This is a genomic window from Frigoribacterium sp. VKM Ac-2859 (assembly GCF_013204925.1).
Taxonomy (GTDB): Bacteria; Actinomycetota; Actinomycetes; order Actinomycetales; family Microbacteriaceae; genus Frigoribacterium.
On record NZ_JABMLC010000002.1, the window covers coordinates 1,125,301 to 1,140,955 of the forward strand.

Here is a 15,655-nt window from a genome sequence, read left to right on the forward strand (position 1 = left end):
AGGCGGGCTGACGGGGCGCGCTGACAGGGGTGGCGGCTAGCCTCGCGTCCATGGGCAAGTTCACGGTCGGCCTCGTTCCGCACCCCACGAAGTCGGTGCTCGACAGCGTCGAGATCATCCGCGGCTGGACGACCCGCTCACAGGCTCACCTGGTCGCCATGACCTCCGACGCGGCACGGGTCGGCGACGGCGTCGAGCTGGTCGACGAGCGCACCTTCCGCGAGCGCGTCACCGTCGTGGTGGCCCTCGGCGGCGACGGCACGATGTTGGGCGCGATGCGGCTCGTCGCCGAACGTCCCGTACCCGTGCTCGGGGTCAACTACGGCAACGTGGGGTTCCTGGTCGAGGTCGAGCCGCACGAACTGCCCGAGGCGCTCGACCGCGTCGGCCAGAAGCAGTTCTCGCTCGAGGCGCACCACGCCCTCGAGGTCACGCACTCGGCGTCCGGCTTCGAGAACACCTACCTGGCCTTCAACGACGTCTCGGTGGCCCGCCGTCCGGGCGAGGGCGTCGTCTCGGCCGACCTCGTCCTCGACGAGACGCCCTACGGCTACTACAAGGCCGACGCGATCGTGGCGGCGACCCCCGCCGGGTCGACCGCCTACAACTACGCCGCGGGCGGGCCGATCCTGTCCCCCGCGATCGCGGCCGTCGTGGTCACCCCGGTGGCGCCGATGTCGGGCATCGACCGCTCGGTCGTCCTCGGCCCGCGAGAGAAGTTGCGCTTCGAGATCGGCGACGGCACGCACTCGGCCGCGCTCGAGGTCGACGGGCGCGTGGTCGCCGACGTCAGCGAGGGCTGCGTCATCAGGCTCGTGTTGCGGCGCGACGCCGGCCAAGTCATCCGGCTGGACGCCGACCGACACGGTCGCAAGGGCCGCCTGAAGCTCAGCCTGCTCGACCTGCCTCTGCGCGAGGACCAGCTGCTCGAGCTCGTCCCCACCGACGTCCGGGCCCGCTTCCGCGAGCGAGCCGAACGCGCCGGCGGCCTCGCCGGCGTCGCCCACGACGACGACACCGCCGTCACCGGCATCAGCCCCCTGCACTGACGCGGCCGCTGCCGCTGCCGCTGCCCAGGGGCATCAGCCCCGGGCGCCGACGCACCTGCCTTCAGGAGGCGCGGTGCGCGGTGATCGCGCGCCGCGCCTCCTGCGCTCTGCCGCCGTCGTGCGGCCGGGGGCAGTCGTCACGAACGCGGGCGGGTTCGGCGCGGCCCCGGCCTAGTACACCTCGCCCAGCGCCTCGGCGAAGACCTGCTCGGGGTCGCGGACGAACCCGCGCCGGGCGAACCAGGCGCAGACGTTGCGGCAGTCGCGTTCGAGCAGCTCGACGCCGGTCGGGTTGCTCGCGACGTCGACCAGCTGGGGCACGTCGATGGCGACCACGCGCCCGTCGTGCACGAGCAGGTTGTACGGCGAGAGGTCCCCGTGCGCGAAACCGGCCCGGGCGAAGCCGATCACGATCTCGTGCACCTGCTCGAACAGCGGCCACAGCATGGCGCCGTCGTCCTTGACCTGGGCGAGGCGTGGGGCGGCCTCGGCGCCGTGCCCGATGAACTCCATCAGGATCTCGGTGCCGCTGATCTGCACCGGGTACGGCACGGCGACGCCGAGGGAGTTCATTCGGCAGAGCGCGTCGAACTCGGCCGCGGCCCAGAGCCCGGCCTGCACCCGGCGGCCGTGCGCCGAGCCGCGAGCCATCGCCCGGCCGTCGCGGGTGTTGCGGACCCGTCGGCCCTCCCGGTACTCCGACGAACGGTGGAAGTCGCTCTGCTCGGGCCCGCGGTACCGCTTCGCTGCCAGCAAGGAGGCGCGGGCTCCGTCACCGGCGCGCAGCACGACGTCCGTCGGCACGGCTCGGTCGATCAGGTGGACGTCGGCCTCCTTGCCGGTCTTGACGACGCCGAGCTCGGTGTCGATCGCGGCCGCGGAGGTCACGACCCAGGCGGGCCAGGGCCGGGGCCCGCGTTCGGTGGGGGTGGCGGCCGGCCAGGTGGACCAGCGCTGGTCGGCGTCGGAGTCGGGGTCGACGGTGGAGAAGGTGGGGACGACGAAATCGTCGGAGAAGGACAAGCGGTGCTCCAGGGGAGGCGTGAGACCGTCCCGGCGGGCGCGACGAGCGTCGCGCGGCTGTCGCTACGGGCGGAGGGTCTCGGGGTGAGTGGGGTACGCGTGGCATGCGTTGACGGCAGTCATGCTCATCACCCCTCTCGTGGAGTGTCTCGTGGCCCGGCCACCTCGTGGCCCTGGTCCGCCCACGGTACCTCCCCGCGCCTCCCCTGTCGACGGTCGTTTCTCTCGGTCCCCTGCCGGTCGAGTGGGCAGAAGATGCTCTTCGGACGGAAACGAAGCGCATCTTCTGCCCACTCGGCCGAGTCACGACAGCAGGCGACGCACGCGGGCGACGAGTTCGTCGGCCCGGCGGCCGCGGAGATCGTCGTCCGTGCACCGGACGGTGCGCCAACCGGCGTCGGCGAATCTCTCGCGGCGCAGGATGTCCTGTCGGAAGCGCCCGGGGTCGCGGCGGTGCTCGTCACCCTCGTACTCGACGGCCACCCCGCACCACGCGTACCGGAGGTCCGGCTTGCCGAGGTAGCGCCCACGGTCGTCGTACGTGCGCACGTTGATCTCGGGCTCCGGGAGCCCCGCCCGGGTCAGGAGCAGGCGGAGCTCGGTCTCCTTCGGCGACTCGACCCCGGGTCGGACGAGTTCGAAGGCCTCTCGGACACGGGCGACGCCACGCCGACCCCGGGCGTCGTGGAGCGCACGCTCGAGTTGCGCGACCGGTCGTTCCCGAGCAGCCACGTGGGGGGACCAGCAGCCGGCCAACGCATCTCCGGCCCGGACGAGGTCGGTGAGCGACAGCAGCGACCCGCACTCCACCCACGCCGTCACCGGCTCGTCGACCGGCAGACCGTCGACCCGCGACATCGGGGGCCGGTCGGACGGACCGAATCGTGCACGACGGTCCGTCGGGTCGGCCCGGGAGGCGGCCGCCCCTGCCCGATGCGTGGCGACACCAGGCCGTCGCGGGCCGCGCCCCTCGATCGAGGTGACGTGGAGTGGTTCTCTGCCGTCGCGGACCCACCACGGCACGGGAAGACCCCACAGGCCCAGAGCCGTCACGCGGGAGAACCGCCAGTCGTCGAGCATGACGGGCAGCACGTCGCGGGCCCTGACCGCGAGGTCGCGCGGGACGTCGTCGGGATCGGGGTGCCCGTCGACGACGTACCGCACACCGCGGTGCGGTGCCGCGAGATCCGGCCCTCGGAGTCGCCCGATGCCGAGACCGGCACGGTGGGCCTCGTCGACGGCGAAGGGGCGATCGGCGAGCGGGAGGGGGACGACGATGCGCGGCACTCGTCGAGAGTGCCCGCCGGAACGCGACCCGCACCTCCTGATGTCGTCGCTTCGGGATCCGTGCGAACGCGTCGCCTCTGGGGACCAGGCGCCGCACGGCCCGAACGGGCAGAAGATGCTGCTCCCGACCCCGCGAAGGGCAAGATCTGCCCACTCGGCGGAAGTGGCCTCCGGCTGACGAGACCGATCGGCGGCGAGTGGACAGAAGATGCTGCTCGGGGAGCCCCGAAGAGCGTGTTCTGCCCACTCGCGGCTCCGAGGAGGCGCGGTGCGGGACACCACGGCACGGCACGGCACGAGACACGACGCGACCGCGCGGGCACGACGAAGGGCCGCCGCCCGGGGTGACCCGGGCGACGGCCCTGACGTGGTGCGGCCTGCGACCTACTGCAGGTAGAGCTGGAGGTCCTGGCTCACGGCCTTCGCGAACATGCGGAGGCGGGCACGGCTCTCGACGCGCGAGACGGCCTGGCGCGACGAGTGGACGCGCTTCGAGATCTCGTCGAGGGTCATCGGCTGGTCGTCGTCGAGGCCGAAGCGCATGCGGATGACGCGCGCCTCGTCTTCGGGCAACGTCGCCACGAGGGCGTGCATGTCGCGGTTGAGCAGCGAGCTCTCGGTGGCCTGCGTGGGCGACGGGGTCTCTTCGTCCTCGATGAAGTCGCCCAGTTCGCTGTCTTCCGCATCGCCGACGACGGTGTGGATCGACACCGGCTCGTGCGAACGGGACTTCAGCTCGATGAGGTCGGCGACGTCCATGGCGACCTCTTCGGCCACCTCGTCGACGGTGGGCGCACGGCCCAGGTCGACGGTCAGGTCACGCTCGGCCCGCGAGATGCGGTTGATGCGCTCGACCGTGTGCACCGGGATGCGGATGGCGCGCGCCTTGTCGGCGAGGCCACGGGCGATGGCCTGGCGGATCCACCACGTGGCATAGGTCGAGAACTTGTAGCCCTGCGTGTAGTCGAACTTCTCGACGGCACGGACGAGGCCGAGGTTGCCCTCCTGGATGACGTCCATGAAGGGCAGGCCGCGCTGCGTGTAGCGCTTGGCGATGCTGACGACGAGGCGGAGGTTCGCGGTGATCATGCGGTCCTTCGCACGCTCGCCGTCGTGCTGCAGCCAGCGGAGGTCGCGGAGCATCTCGGCGTGGGCCTTGGTGCGGTTCTTCTTGACCGCGTCGGCGGCCTGCAGCTCTTTGAGCTTCTCGCCGGCGAACAGGCCGACCTCGATGCGGCGGGCGATCTCGGTCTCTTCCGCTGCGTCGAGCAGCGGCATGCGGCCGATGTGGCGGAGGTAGTCGCCGACCTGGTCGGTGGAGGCCCCTCGGACCTGCGACAGGACCTCGACCTCGGTGTCGTCGGTGGCTGTGGTGGTGTTGCGCGTGGTGACGGAAGTGGTCGTCATCGTTCTCTCCCTGCTCGAGTACTGACCTGGTGTCGCGTCGATTAGTTCGTGAAGCTCGTCGGCGTACTTCGAGTCTGGCGTGCGGGGGCGTGCGGAAAAAAGCTGGTGCAGGCCCTGACGGGACTACTCCGAGCGCACGTCCAGAGTTTCGACGCCGACGGGGTACGAAGGCGAACGACGTTTGACAGCAGCCCGGAACGGGTATAGGCGGTCGCTATCACGCCGGGGGTACACATTCCCAGGTCGCTCACCGGAAACACGGCGGCCGATCTGTCGGGGTACGACGAACGGCACCGCGAGCCCAGGAGGCGCGGTGCCGTGACCTGAGGACGCCCGCGTCACCGGCGCGCCCGTCACCGGCGCACCCCTCGGCGACCCACCCGGTGGCGGGAGAGGCCTGACTAGACCGTGCGGCGGCCCGAGCGGTCGGACAGATCCGACCGGTCGGACAGGCCCGAGGTGCCGGTCGCGCCGGCGCGGCCGGACAGCTCACGCGACTCGGCGCGCTCTTCGGCCTCGGCCCGGGCGCGCTCTTCGGCCTCGACCTTGGCGTAGGCGGCCCGCTCGGTGCGGTCGGAGCGCAGCAGTGCCCGGACGATGAACCAGAAGATGAGGCCCACGAGGATGGTGGGCGTCACGGAGAAGACGATGGCTCCGGCAAGGGACTCAGGCACCCGACCAGGGTACGTCGCCCTCCCGGGGAAAACCACGTGCACCTCTCGACGCCGAGACGACGGAGGCGCGGTGCCCGACCGACACCGCGCCTCCTGCACCCGACGCGCGAGCGTCCGCACCCCCGCGCGAACGCGAGCGCGGGCGCGGGCGCGGGCGCTACTTGACCAGCGGGAAGAGGATCGTCTCGCGGATGCCGAGGCCCGTGATCGCCATCAGGAGGCGGTCGATGCCCATGCCCATGCCGCCGCTCGGCGGCATGCCGTGCTCGAGTGCGGTGAGGAAGTCGTCGTCGAGGCGCATGGCCTCGGCGTCGCCGCGGGCCGAGAGGGCGGCCTGCTCGACGAAGCGCTCGCGCTGGATCACCGGGTCGACCAGCTCGGAGTACGCGGTGGCGAGTTCGAAGCCGCGGACGTAGAGGTCCCACTTCTCGACGACGCCGGGCTTCGAGCGGTGCTGGCGGACGAGCGGGCTCGTGTCGACCGGGAAGTCGACCACGAAGGTCGGGCGGTCGAGCGACGGCTTGACGAAGTGCTCCCAGAGCTCTTCGACGAGCTTGCCGTGGGTCTCGTGCGGCACGACCAGGTCGACGGTGGCGGCGAGCGCCTGCAGGTCGGCGACGGTGGTCGACGGGGTGATCTCGACTCCGGCGGCCTCGCTGAGCGACTCGTACATCGGCACGCGGGCCCACTCGCCGCCGAGGTCGTACTCGGTGCCGTCGGCGAGGGTGACGAGGTGCGAGCCGGAGACGGCCATGGCGGCGTTCTGCACGAGCTCTTGGGTCAGGCGGGCCATCTGGTCGTAGTCGCCGTAGGCCTGGTACGCCTCGACCATCGCGAACTCGGGCGAGTGCGTCGAGTCGGCGCCCTCGTTGCGGAAGTTGCGGTTGATCTCGAAGACGCGGTCGATGCCGCCGACGACGGCCCTCTTGAGGAACAGTTCGGGCGCGATGCGCAGGTAGAGCTCGGTGTCGAAGGCGTTGCTGTGCGTCTGGAACGGTCGGGCCGCGGCACCGCCGTGCATGGTCTGCAGCATGGGCGTCTCGACCTCGAGGTACTCGTACGAGTCGAAGGTGCGGCGCAGCGACGAGACCGCGGCGGCCCGGGCGCGGACGGTGGCGCGGGCCTGGTCGCGCACGATCAGGTCGAGGTAGCGCTGACGCACGCGCGTCTCCTCGCTGAGCTCGGAGTGCAGGTTCGGCAGCGGCAGGATCGCCTTGGCCGCGATCGACCACTCGCCGACCATGATCGACAGCTCGCCGCGACGGGACGAGATGACCTCGCCCTTGACGAAGACGTGGTCGCCCAGGTCGACGAGCTCTTTCCAGTCGGCGAGGCGCTGCTCGCCGACCTCGGCGAGCGAGACCATGGCCTGGATGCGGCTGCCGTCGCCCGCCTGGAGCGCGGCGAAGCAGAGCTTGCCCGTGTTGCGGGCGTGCACGACGCGACCGGCCAGCCCGACGACGTCACCCGAGCGGCTGTCGGTCTCGAGCTCGGCGTACCGGGCTCGGACCGCACCGATCGTGTCGGTGATCGGCACGCCGACCGGGTACGCCTCGACGCCGGCCTCGAGCAGGCGGGCGCGCTTGTCGAGCCGCACCTGCTTCTGCTCCGACGCCTCGCGCGCGGCGGTGGCCGCCTCGTCGTCGGGGGTGGTGGTCGGGTCGGGCGCGGCGGTCATGTGTCAGGTGCTCCTGGGGTGGTGGAGGGGGGCGGGAGGCGCGGGCCGGGTCAGGCGCGCGGGTCACCGAACGCGGTGGGGCCGTCGTCGAACGAGGCCATGTCGATGGTACCGGGGCCGGCCGCGCCCCCGGCCTCGCCGAGGGCTGCGTCCATGGCCGACCGCATCAGCGGCGCGAGCAGCCTGCCCGGCTCGGGCAGGCCCAGCTCGGTCAGCAGTCCGACCGACTGCGCGACGATCGCGGCCGAGAACTCGGTGGCCGTCGCGATGGCCTCGGCGTATCGCGCCCGGTCGGCCTCGGCCACGATGACGGGCTCGGCCCCCATCTCGACGACGAGCGCCTGGCCGATCGGCTGGACGGGGGTCGGCGCGGTGACGGCGCACCAGGCGTCGCGCAGCCGTACGAGGTCGATGGTCGTGCCCGTGAAGGCGAGGGCCGGGTGGATCGCCAGCGGGATCGCCCCCGACGAGAGGGCGGGCCGGAGCACCTCGAGCCCGTGCCGGGGCGAGGTGTGCACGACGAGCTGGCCGGGCTGCCAGGTGCCCGTCGCGGCCAGGCCTTGGACGAGGTCGGCCAGCTGGTCGTCGGGGACGGCGAGCAGGACGAGTTCGCTGCGCTCGACGATCTCGGGCACGGTCAACAGGGGCACGCCCGGCAGGATCGCCTCGGCCCGGTCGCGGCTGCGCTCGGACACGGCCGAGATGCCGACGATCGCGTGACCGGCGGCGGCGAGCGCGGCACCGAGCACGGGTCCGACCCGGCCGGCGCCGACGATGCCGACGCCGAGACGGCCGCTGCGCCGGTCGGAGCCGCGCGCGGTCGGCCGGGGGTCGCGCGGTGCGTCGCGTGGGCCACCGAGGGACGAGCCGCCGAGGGAGGAGCCGCCGGTCGACGGGTCGGTCACGGGGTCTCCTCGCTCCAGCGGTGGGTGCGGTCGGCATGGGCGGCGGCGACGGCCTCGCGACCGGCGGTCGTGAAGAAGCCGAGGGCGTCGTCCTGGTCGAGCGCGCCGATCTCGGCCACGATCGGCCCCTGGACGGTGTGCAGGTGCACGGTGGCGAGCCGCAGCCGGCGGCGCAACGGACCCTGCACCAGGCCGACGCTCTGCACCCGGGGCAGCGGCACGATGACGAGCTGGCGCCAGATCGCGCCCTTGCGCAGCAACAGCGCACCCGGCGCCGAGCGGAACCCGTTGCGCCGCCACGAGAACCAGCGCAGCACGGCGGCCCGACGCGGAGACACGGTGAAACCGCCGTCGGTGCCGCTCGACCTCAGCCCGCCCTCGACGAGCGACAGGGTGTGCTCGGTCGTCGCCTCGACGGCGTCGCGGACGGCAGGAGGCGCGGCAGCGCCGGTCACGGACGTCTCGTCAGCGACCCCCTCACCCCCGACGGCAGGAGGCGCGGCCTCGCCGGTCGCGGAGCCGTCGGCCACCGGGACCGCCGCGGAGGCGACCGCCTCGGGGGCGTCGGCCGGTGCGGGCGCCCCGGCCCGCGCCTCCTCGGCGGCGACGCCCACGGCGGCCACGCCGACCAGCTCGGGCAGGACGAGTTCGAGGACGCGGCGGACGTCGTCCTCGTCGCCGACCGGCAGGATCGTCGTGTTCTCCTGCCCGGCGGCGCCCTTGGTGCTCGAACGCGAGGCGCGGTTGATCTTGACGTCCCACCAGCCGAACGGGCGCCAGAGCAGCGGTTGGCTGACCTTGATCGAGTGGATGCGGCCGGGCGGCAGCGTCTCGTTCGAGGTCGAGAACAGGCCGTAGCCGATGCGGACCCCGTCGCGCGTGCCGGCGATCGTGTAGCGCAGCGACTTCGTGATGCGGTTGACGTAGAACCCGCCCGAGCCGAGCACGGCCGGCAGCAGCACGAAGAGCAGGAACCACTCGCCCGTCGTGACCACGCTGATCACGATCGCCACGACGGCTGCCAGGAGGAACAGCGTGTAACCGCTCAGGACGGTCGAACCGATGAGGCGACCGGGCGAGAGGGCCACGACCGACTGGGGCGGTGCCTCGTCGGGGTCGAGCTCGGGTGCGAGGAACTCGTGGGCGCGCTGCTCGACCAGACCGCCGAAGCCCTGCCGGTGCGGGGCGGGGGCGTCGGTCCGACGGGGGGTCGAGGTCCCGGCGACGGCGGCCGGGTCCGTCGCATCGCCCGTGCCCGCGCCTCGCGCATCGTCCGGCGCACCGGGCGCGCTCGGGGCCGGGGCGTGCGTCTGCTGCGCCCCGCCCGCGCGCCGCAGGATCTCGCGGCGCAGGTCGTCCGCCGACGCCGACCGCAGGTAGGCGAGGGTGACGTTGGCGTCCTGCCCGGCTTGGGTGACCTCGAGCTTGGCGGCGCCGAAGACGCGGGCCAGCAGCGGACGCTGGATGTTGATGCCCTGGATGCGGTCGAGCCGCGCCCGCCGGTTCGTGCGGAACACGATGCCGCTGCGGACCTCGACGACGTCCTCGCCCACCCGGAAGGTGTGCATGCGCCACGACAACCAGAACCCGCCCACGAACAGGGCGATCACGACGACCACGGCGAGCAGCAACAGGCCCAGCCAGCCCTTGTCGACGACGTACCCGAACGGGTCGCCCTCGTCACCCCGCCGACCGCCGGGCACGAACAGTTCGACCACGTACTCGCGCGCGTTGTTGAACAGGATGACGAGCACCGCGGCCAGGGCGATGCCGCCCTTGAGCAGTGGGGTGGCCGGGTGCAGGCGGTGCCACTCGCCGTCGGTGAGCGCGGCGACGTCCGGAGGCGCGGGTCGGCCCCCGCCGCCGTCCGCCCCGGTGCGGGGGTCGCTCACAGGCCGGCCCGACGCGATTCGGCCAGCTCGACGAGGCGGTCGCGCAGCCGCTCGGCCTCGTCGGCGGGGACGCCCGGGATCGTCACGGCCGACGCCGCGGCCGCGGTGACGAACTTCAGGTCGCTGAGGCCGAGTGCCCGGACGACCGGGCCCCGGTTGATGTCGATGAGCTGCATGCGCCCGTAGGGCACGGCCACGACCCGCAGGTACAGGATGCCCTTGCGCAGCAGCAGGTCGTCCTCGCGCAGCTGGTAGCCGATCGCCCGGACGCGACGGGGGGTCAGGGCGGCGACCACGACGGTGACGACCACCACGACGGCGGTGATCGCGTAGGTCCACCACTGACCGATCAGCCAGAGCGGCACGGTGGCACCGGCCACGATCAGACCGGTGACGAGGTAGCCGATCAGCTCGGGCCAGACGTACTTGGGCGAGACGCGGTTCCACTCGGCGTCGGGGATGTCGAGTCGGTCCATGTCGGCGTCTCTTCCGGTCGGCAGCGGTCGGTCGGCGGTGGTGGTGGGACCGCAGGCGGTCAGACCGCCTGTGTGCCCGAGCCCTGGCCGTGCTCGTCGTCGGCGGGCGGGACGGTGCACATGCGCTCGGCGACGATGCCGGCCACCAGCAGCCCCGCACCGCCGACGACGGCGACGATCGCGGGCACGAGCGAGCCTACAGCGACCCCCACGTCACGGGACAGGACGAACAGCAGGACTCCCCCGGCGAAGCCGCCGAACAGGGCACCGGCCAGGCTGCTCGCCTTGGCCAGCAGCAGCACGCGGGTCGCGTAGTAGGGGTCGACGCGTTCCTTGCTCGACCCGGTCGCGACCCGGTGCACGGGCACGGCCATCGAGACGACGACGCCGCCGATGCCGAGCAGCACGAGGCCGAGCGCGAAGGGCAGCACGATCGAGGGCTGACGCATGGCGACCAACACCGAGTCGAGGACGAAGCCGGCGGCCACGGCCACGATGATCAGGCCGACCAGGGTGGAGGGGCGGGTGTGCTTCACGGGGCTCCTGGGCTGGGGTCGGTGGTCGGGTCGTGCGCGGACCCGTGGTCGGACGTGGGCTCGAGCAGCGGGGGCTCGGACGCGGGGTCGAGCAGCGGGGGCTCGGGCGCGGGGTCGAGCAGCGAGGTCGCTCCCGGCACGGGACGGGTGCGCTCGGTGAGTCGGGACGCCAGGTCGGCGACCCGCCCGGCTCCGGCGAGCCGCGCCTCCGGGTCCAGCTCGAGCCAGGGCTCGAGCACGAACGCGCGCTCGGCGGCGCGGGGGTGCGGCACCTGCAGGCGCTCGGTGTCGATGCGCTCGTCGTCGAGGGCGACGACGTCGAGGTCGAGGGTCCGGTCGCCCCAGCGCACCTCGCGGGTGCGCCCGTGCGTGGCCTCGATCGCCTGCAGCGCGTCGAGCAGGGCGTCGTCGTCGAGCGTGACGTCGGCGAGCAGCACGGCGTTGAGGTAGGTCGGCTTGCCCGGATCGAGGCCGTCGAGCGTGACGGCGGTCGACGACACGGGCGCGGAGGCCGCGACGACCGTGATGCCGGGGGTCACGTCGACGGCCCGGACGGCCTCGCGCAGCAGGGTGTCACGGTCGCCGAGGTTCGAGCCGAGGGCGATCACCGCACGCCGGACGCGCGGCGCGGCCGTGCTCGTCGCGGCCGTGCTCGTCGCGGCCGTGCTCGGCGCGCCCGCGGTCGGGTCGCTCGTGCTCGGGCCGCTCACGCGCGCTCCCGGCTGATGGTGATCGACACGTCGCCGAAGGGCACGGTGATCGGGGCGCCCGGCTTGTGCACGGTCACCTCGGTGGATACCGCCGCACGGTGCGCGAGCACGACGCCGGCGAGGCGCTCGGCGAGGGTCTCGATCAGGTCGACCGGGTCGCGCTCGACGGCGGCCACGAGTTCTTCGGCCAGGACGCCGTAGTGCACGGTCTCGCCGAGGTCGTCCCCGGACGCCGCCGGGGTGGTGTCGAGGTGCACGACGACGTCGACGACGAACTCCTGCCCGTCGCGGCGCTCGTGGTCGAAGACGCCGTGGTGGCCGGTCGCCCGGACGCCGCTGAGGCGCAGCACGTCGAGGCCGGTCGCCCGGAGGACCGGCACGGGCCCGCCGACCGTCTCGTGCTCGGGGACCGACTCGGGCTCGTGCTCGGGGACCGACTCGGGCTCGCGCGCGGGCAGGCCGTCGGGCCCGCTCTCGACGCCGGTCACGCGTGCCTCGCCGGTCGGCGGGGAGCCACCGCGGCCTCGGTCCAGGCCTGCAGCACGTCGAGGGCGACGCGGGTGCCGGCGACGTCGTGGACGCGCACGCCCCAGACGTCGGCCTGGGCCGCCAGCACGCTGATCACGGCGGTCGCGGGGTCGCGGTCGGTGGGCGGCGCCCCCTCGGGCAGGAGGTCGGCCAGGAACCGCTTGCGCGACGCGGCGACGAGCACGGGCAGGCCGAGCCGGCCGACCACGTCGAGGTGGGCGAGCAGCTGCCAGTTCTGGGTGGCGTCCTTGGAGAACCCCAGCCCGGGGTCGAGCACGATCGCGGACGGGTCGACGCCGCGGGCCACGAGGTCGTCGACCCGCGCGGCGAGCTCGTCGGCGACGGTGCCGACGACGTGGCCGTCGTAGTCGCGTGACGCCGCGGCGGGTGCCTGGCCCGAGCCGTCGAGTCGACCTCGCCAGTGCATGACCACGAAGGTGCGGCCGCTCTCGGCGGCGACCCGGGCCATGTCGACGTCGGCGAGGCCCCCCGACACGTCGTTGACGATCTCGGCACCGGCCTCGAGCGCGGCGGCGGCGGTCGACGCGTTCATCGTGTCGATGCTGACGCGCACCCCCTCGGCCGCGAGTTCTCGCACGACCGGCAGCACCCGGCGCAGCTCGTCCGCGGGCTCGACCCGAGAGGCACCGGGCCGGGTCGATTCGCCGCCCACGTCGACGATGTCGGCCCCCTGCGCGACGAGGGCGCGGGCATGGGCCAGGGCGGCGTCCAGGTCGAGGTGACGACCGCCGTCGCTGAACGAGTCGGGCGTCACGTTGAGCACGCCCATCACCTGCGGGCCGGGCCGGCGAGCACCGGATCGGTCGCGCGACCGGCGGAGAACCGGGGCAGGAGGCGCGGCGTGCGACCCCGGGCCGGTCGCGACCCGGTCACGCACCGCGGGTGCTGCGTGCGAACCGGCGCGCTGCCGATCGGGTCGTGGCCGCGCCTCGAGCACGGGGTCGGCGTCGTCGAACGAGCGCTCGTGCAGCGGCCCCTCGAACCGACCGCCGGCCACCAGCCGACGTCCGGAGCGGACCGCGGGGGCGGGTGCCTCGGCGGGGAGGCTCGTCGCGGACGTGGTCGCCGGCGTGTGCGTGACGGGCGGCAGCTGGGCCGGGGGACGGACGGCCGCGGTCTCGTTCTGCGCCAGGACGAGACGTCCTTGCGTGATCGGGCCCACGGCGAGCTCGTCGGCGGCTGCCCGGGCGGAGGCCGGGGGCGCGTCCACGACGACGTCGGCCGGGTAGCGCTCCCGACCGCGAGGTCGCTTCGACGGCACGGCGCCGACCTCGTGAGCCGCAGCGGGCGGACGTCCGTCGTCACCGGACGTGGCGGGGGTGCCGCGGGACGGGTCGGTCACGAAGCGGTACCTCCGTTCGGTGCTCGGGACGAGCCCTCAGGCTATCGACCGGCTGCGCCTGGGCGCAGCCGGTCGGGCCGATCGTGCGTCAGGCCGTGGCGATGCCGGGCGTCGTGCGGGGTGGGCGCGTGCGGGCCGGCTTGGTCGTCGGCTCGGAGTCGACGCCCCCGTCGACGGCTTCGGCGTCGACGGGCGACTTCGTCGGCATCGGGATCGCCGGGCGGTCGGACACCGGACGCTTGTCGCTCGAGAGCCACTGCGGGCGCTCGGGCAGCTTGCGGACGTCCTTGAAGATCTCCGCGAGCTCGTCGTGGTCGAGGGTCTCTTTCTCGAGCAACTCGCGGGCGAGGAAGTCGAGCACGTCGCGGTTGTCGTTGATGACCTCCCATGCCTCGTCGTGCGCCTGCTCGAGCAGCACGCGGACCTCGGCGTCGACCGTCTCGGCGATGTTCTCCGAGTAGTCGCGCGAGCTTCCGTCGCGGCCCATCATCATCTCGCCGGAGGCCTGGCCGAGCTTGACCGAGCCCACCTTGTTGCTCATGCCGTACTCGGTGACCATCTTGCGGGCGGTCGCCGTGGCCTTCTCGATGTCGTTCGAGGCACCGGTGGTCGGGTCGTGGAAGACGAGCTCTTCGGCGACACGGCCGCCCATGGCGTACGTGAGCTGGTCGAGCAGCTCGTTGCGGGTGACCGAGTACTTGTCCTCGAGGGGCAGGACCATCGTGTAGCCCAGGGCCCGACCGCGGGGCAGGATCGTGATCTTGGTCACGGGGTCGGTGTGGCGCATGGCCGCGGCGGCGAGGGCGTGGCCACCCTCGTGGTACGCGGTGATGAGCTTCTCGTGGTCGTTCATGATGCGGCTGCGGCGCTGCGGGCCGGCCATGACGCGGTCCACCGCCTCGTCGAGGGCACGGTTGTCGATCAGCTGCGCGTTGGAACGGGCGGTGAGCAGGGCGGCCTCGTTGAGGACGTTGGCCAGGTCGGCACCCGTGAACCCGGGGGTCTTGCGGGCCAGCACCTCGAGGTTGACCGAGGCGGCGAGGGGCTTGCCCTTGCCGTGGACCTCGAGGATCTGCCGGCGGCCGTCGAGACCCGGAGCGTCGACGCCGATCTGGCGGTCGAAGCGGCCGGGGCGCAGCAGGGCCGGGTCGAGCACGTCGGGGCGGTTGGTCGCCGCGATCAGGATGACGTTGGTCTTGACGTCGAAGCCGTCCATCTCGACCAGCAGCTGGTTGAGGGTCTGCTCGCGCTCGTCGTTGCCGCCGCCGATGCCGGCGCCGCGGTGACGACCGACGGCGTCGATCTCGTCGACGAAGATGATCGCCGGGCTGTTCTGCTTGGCCTGCTCGAAGAGGTCGCGGACGCGGCTGGCGCCGACGCCGACGAACATCTCGACGAAGTCGGACCCCGAGATCGAGAAGAAGGGGACGCCGGCCTCGCCGGCGACGGCGCGGGCGAGCAGGGTCTTGCCGGTGCCGGGAGGGCCGTAGAGCAGCACGCCCTTCGGGATGCGGGCGCCGACGGCCTGGAACTTGGCGGGCTCTTTCAGGAACTCTTTGATCTCTTCGAGCTCTTCGATGGCCTCGTCGGCCCCGGCGACGTCGGTGAACATCACCTGCGGGGTCTCTTTCGAGGCGAGCTTGGCCTTGGACTTGCCGAACTGCATGACCTTGCTGCCGCCGCCCTGCATGGACGAGAGCAAGAACCAGAAGATGACGCCGATGATCAAGAACGGCAGCAGGATGCTGAGCAGCGACATGAACCAGCTGGTCTGCGTGACGGTGTCGTCGAAGTTCTCGAGGTTCGCGTCGGTGACGGCGTCGACGACCTCGGAGCCACGCGGCGTCGCGTAGTAGAACTGCTCGGCCTTGTCGCCGTCCTTCAGGACGAGGTCGACGCGCTGCTCGTTGCTGAAGATCGTCGCCGACTTGACCTTGTCGGCCTGGATCGCCTCGAGGCCCTTCTGGGTCGAGATCTGCGTCGTTCCCGCCCCGCTGATGAGGCTCCACCCGATGCCGATGCCGATGACCGCGATCACGATGTAGATGATCGGACCGCGGAAGAGTTTCTTGAAGTCCATGTCAGTACGGGCGACGCCCGACACCTTTCTGCAGGAAGAACGTGAGC

Annotated in this window: 14 protein-coding genes; 1 reads left to right on the top strand and 13 read right to left on the bottom strand. The window is 72.7% G+C overall.

Annotated features, from left to right (window positions below):
- Positions 1-50: 50 nt before the first annotated feature.
- Entirely contained in the window at positions 51-1,049 is a 999-nt protein-coding gene (locus HQQ78_RS13110; protein WP_082460093.1) for an NAD(+)/NADH kinase, read from the top strand.
- Between the two features lie 171 nt (positions 1,050-1,220).
- Here the strand turns inward: HQQ78_RS13110 and HQQ78_RS13115 are convergent, their stop codons facing one another.
- From HQQ78_RS13115 to ftsH, 13 genes are all read right to left on the bottom strand, one after another.
- The gene (locus HQQ78_RS13115) at positions 1,221-2,072 is read right to left on the bottom strand and encodes a serine protein kinase RIO (RefSeq protein WP_173153905.1); all 852 of its coding nucleotides are present in this window, start codon (positions 2,070-2,072) and stop codon (positions 1,221-1,223) included.
- A gap of 303 nt (positions 2,073-2,375) precedes the next feature.
- A complete protein-coding gene (locus HQQ78_RS13120; RefSeq protein ID WP_173153908.1) occupies positions 2,376-3,359 on the bottom strand; it encodes a hypothetical protein in 984 nt (327 codons plus the stop codon).
- A 384-nt stretch (positions 3,360-3,743) separates the two neighbouring features.
- Positions 3,744-4,766 (bottom strand): sigma-70 family RNA polymerase sigma factor, encoded by a 1,023-nt coding sequence (locus HQQ78_RS13125; RefSeq protein WP_056044073.1) that lies wholly within the window; start codon positions 4,764-4,766, stop codon positions 3,744-3,746.
- Between the two features lie 401 nt (positions 4,767-5,167).
- A complete protein-coding gene (locus HQQ78_RS13130) occupies positions 5,168-5,440 on the bottom strand; it encodes a hypothetical protein (RefSeq protein ID WP_082460094.1) in 273 nt (90 codons plus the stop codon).
- Positions 5,441-5,597: 157 nt separating this feature from the next.
- Positions 5,598-7,118: a lysine--tRNA ligase gene (gene lysS, locus HQQ78_RS13135; protein ID WP_056044078.1), complete on the bottom strand. Its 1,521-nt coding sequence runs from the start codon at positions 7,116-7,118 to the stop codon at positions 5,598-5,600.
- A gap of 50 nt (positions 7,119-7,168) precedes the next feature.
- Positions 7,169-8,023, bottom strand: a complete 855-nt coding sequence (locus HQQ78_RS13140; RefSeq protein WP_173153911.1) for a Rossmann-like and DUF2520 domain-containing protein — start codon at positions 8,021-8,023, stop codon at positions 7,169-7,171.
- Positions 8,020-9,915 carry a PH domain-containing protein gene (locus HQQ78_RS13145; protein WP_173153914.1) on the bottom strand — a complete coding sequence of 632 codons (1,896 nt, stop codon included), beginning with the start codon at positions 9,913-9,915 and terminating at the stop codon, positions 8,020-8,022. The genes HQQ78_RS13140 and HQQ78_RS13145 overlap by 4 nt, the downstream gene beginning before the upstream one ends.
- Positions 9,912-10,391: a PH domain-containing protein gene (locus tag HQQ78_RS13150; protein WP_056044081.1), complete on the bottom strand. Its 480-nt coding sequence runs from the start codon at positions 10,389-10,391 to the stop codon at positions 9,912-9,914. Before HQQ78_RS13150 ends, HQQ78_RS13145 begins: the two co-directional genes overlap by 4 nt.
- A 59-nt stretch (positions 10,392-10,450) precedes the next feature.
- Positions 10,451-10,927, bottom strand: coding sequence for a DUF3180 domain-containing protein (locus HQQ78_RS13155; protein WP_173153917.1), 477 nt, complete (start codon positions 10,925-10,927; stop codon positions 10,451-10,453).
- Positions 10,924-11,637 carry a 2-amino-4-hydroxy-6-hydroxymethyldihydropteridine diphosphokinase gene (gene folK / locus HQQ78_RS13160; RefSeq protein ID WP_371740443.1) on the bottom strand — a complete coding sequence of 238 codons (714 nt, stop codon included), beginning with the start codon at positions 11,635-11,637 and terminating at the stop codon, positions 10,924-10,926. Before folK ends, HQQ78_RS13155 begins: the two co-directional genes overlap by 4 nt.
- A complete protein-coding gene (gene folB / locus HQQ78_RS13165) occupies positions 11,634-12,125 on the bottom strand; it encodes a dihydroneopterin aldolase (protein WP_371740442.1) in 492 nt (163 codons plus the stop codon). Before folB ends, folK begins: the two co-directional genes overlap by 4 nt.
- On the bottom strand, positions 12,122-12,955 hold the full coding sequence (folP, locus tag HQQ78_RS13170; RefSeq protein WP_173154933.1) for a dihydropteroate synthase: 834 nt from the start codon (positions 12,953-12,955) through the stop codon (positions 12,122-12,124). The genes folB and folP overlap by 4 nt, the downstream gene beginning before the upstream one ends.
- 661 nt (positions 12,956-13,616) lie before the next feature.
- Complete coding sequence (gene ftsH / locus HQQ78_RS13175) at positions 13,617-15,608, bottom strand: ATP-dependent zinc metalloprotease FtsH (RefSeq protein WP_056044084.1); 1,992 nt, start codon at positions 15,606-15,608, stop codon at positions 13,617-13,619.
- Between the last annotated feature and the right edge of the window lie 47 nt (positions 15,609-15,655).

Coding starts and splice junctions, on each gene's coding strand:
- ftsH (WP_056044084.1), bottom strand. CDS start 15,608: ATGGACTTCAAGAAACTCTTCCGCGGTCCGATCATCTACATCGTGATC.
- HQQ78_RS13125 (WP_056044073.1), bottom strand. CDS start 4,766: ATGACGACCACTTCCGTCACCACGCGCAACACCACCACAGCCACCGAC.
- lysS (WP_056044078.1), bottom strand. CDS start 7,118: ATGACCGCCGCGCCCGACCCGACCACCACCCCCGACGACGAGGCGGCC.
- HQQ78_RS13150 (WP_056044081.1), bottom strand. CDS start 10,391: ATGGACCGACTCGACATCCCCGACGCCGAGTGGAACCGCGTCTCGCCC.
- HQQ78_RS13110 (WP_082460093.1), top strand. CDS start 51: ATGGGCAAGTTCACGGTCGGCCTCGTTCCGCACCCCACGAAGTCGGTG.
- folP (WP_173154933.1), bottom strand. CDS start 12,955: ATGGGCGTGCTCAACGTGACGCCCGACTCGTTCAGCGACGGCGGTCGT.